The sequence below is a fragment of the Variovorax sp. J31P179 genome (assembly GCF_030316985.1).
Classification (GTDB): domain Bacteria; phylum Pseudomonadota; class Gammaproteobacteria; order Burkholderiales; family Burkholderiaceae_C; genus Variovorax; species Variovorax ginsengisoli_B.
On sequence record NZ_JASZYL010000049.1, the window covers coordinates 1 to 1,148 of the forward strand.

Annotated in this window: 4 protein-coding genes; all 4 read left to right on the plus strand. The window is 60.4% G+C overall.

Annotated elements, in window-relative coordinates; translation table 11 throughout:
• A partial coding sequence (locus QTI17_RS34970; RefSeq protein WP_286538780.1) for a hypothetical protein occupies positions 1-184 on the plus strand: 184 nt, incomplete at its 5' end.
• A gap of 134 nt (positions 185-318) precedes the next feature.
• Complete coding sequence (locus QTI17_RS34975; RefSeq protein WP_286538781.1) at positions 319-612, plus strand: hypothetical protein; 294 nt, start codon at positions 319-321, stop codon at positions 610-612.
• Between the two features lie 108 nt (positions 613-720).
• The gene (locus tag QTI17_RS34980; protein ID WP_286538782.1) at positions 721-957 is read left to right on the plus strand and encodes a hypothetical protein; all 237 of its coding nucleotides are present in this window, start codon (positions 721-723) and stop codon (positions 955-957) included.
• Between the two features lie 2 nt (positions 958-959).
• Positions 960-1,148 (plus strand): hypothetical protein (locus QTI17_RS34985; protein WP_286538784.1); only part of this gene is annotated, 189 nt, incomplete at its 3' end.

The window sequence follows — 1,148 nt, forward strand, 5'->3', positions numbered from 1 at the left end:
GCGTCCTGCGCATCACCATCCAACGCCGGGCGTCGAGCCAGCCGCGACGCATCGACATTCATTGAAAGGAGCCACCATCATGAACGACCTTGAAACCCGCACCCCCGGCGCCTCGAGCTCAACGAAAAAGGACACCTCTTCGTATGGCCCCGCGGCGCCCACGCCGGCCGGCCCCAAAGGCTGAGCATGCGCAGCCGAGGCGCATCCAGGTGAACGGATGAGTCCCGCAACCGACTAAAACTTGTCGGTTTGCGCCGACTTGAAACCCAGCAGATCGAGCGATATTCTCTCGCGCGCTGACCTTTGAAAGGAGATGTCATGTCAGTTGAATTCTTGAGGCAGATCGCTGCCACGCCACTCCCCAAGTCGTTCAACGCTGCGAAGGATATTGATGCCATCAGGATCCTTCGTCAGGCCGGCTTGGTGCTGGCCTTGGTGGACGAGCCCGCTGGGGGCGCCGCCAGGGTCCTTGCGGTGACGGAAAAAGGGCGCGACGAGCTCTTGCGATTCCACTACCCAGAAAACCACCGGGCCCGAGGCGTTGACTTCTGGTTGCCGCGGGCCGCACAGCGCGCACGTGAAGCCATCAAGCGTGGTCTCGGCGTCGGGTAGACGGGACCGCCCCTTCGCATCACGAGAAGCAAGGCCCAGTCCCCCGGGCTCGTGGCCACGCTGAATGAACCAGCGATCTGTCGCGCCGGAGTGAAAAAGGAGGTAACCATGGCTCTGTCGACCGAAGCAGCTGAAGCACTGCTCGCAGGCTATCTAGCCGGACGCACATTGCCACCGGCTGTGCACAAGGCAGTGGTCCTTGCTGCCAGAGCGCGGCTGATCGACGGCGATATTCCGGTACTTGATGAAATGTTGTGCATCGTCATTGACCGTGGTGTCGAAGCCGAGCGCGCTATCGAAGATTCTTCGCCTCACACCCATGGCACCACCAGAGAAAGGAGTTGATCATGTCTTCAAGATTTGAATCTTCCTTTGGAAACGCAGGTCCCAGCCGCAAGAAGATGAGCATAGGCGCCAGCCAGCGCGTCATGAGCGAAAAGGAAATTCAGGCGTACCTCGTCTCTCGCGACACGGTGCGCCGTATCCAGCGGATTTCTTCGCTCTTCCTTCCGCCGGGCCGAGGTGTTGACCATCGA

What these genes read in the sequence shown, in the direction of transcription:
- QTI17_RS34980 (WP_286538782.1), top strand. Translation starts at nt 721, where the DNA reads ATGGCTCTGTCGACCGAAGCAGCTGAAGCACTGCTCGCAGGCTATCTA.
- QTI17_RS34975 (WP_286538781.1), top strand. Translation starts at nt 319, where the DNA reads ATGTCAGTTGAATTCTTGAGGCAGATCGCTGCCACGCCACTCCCCAAG.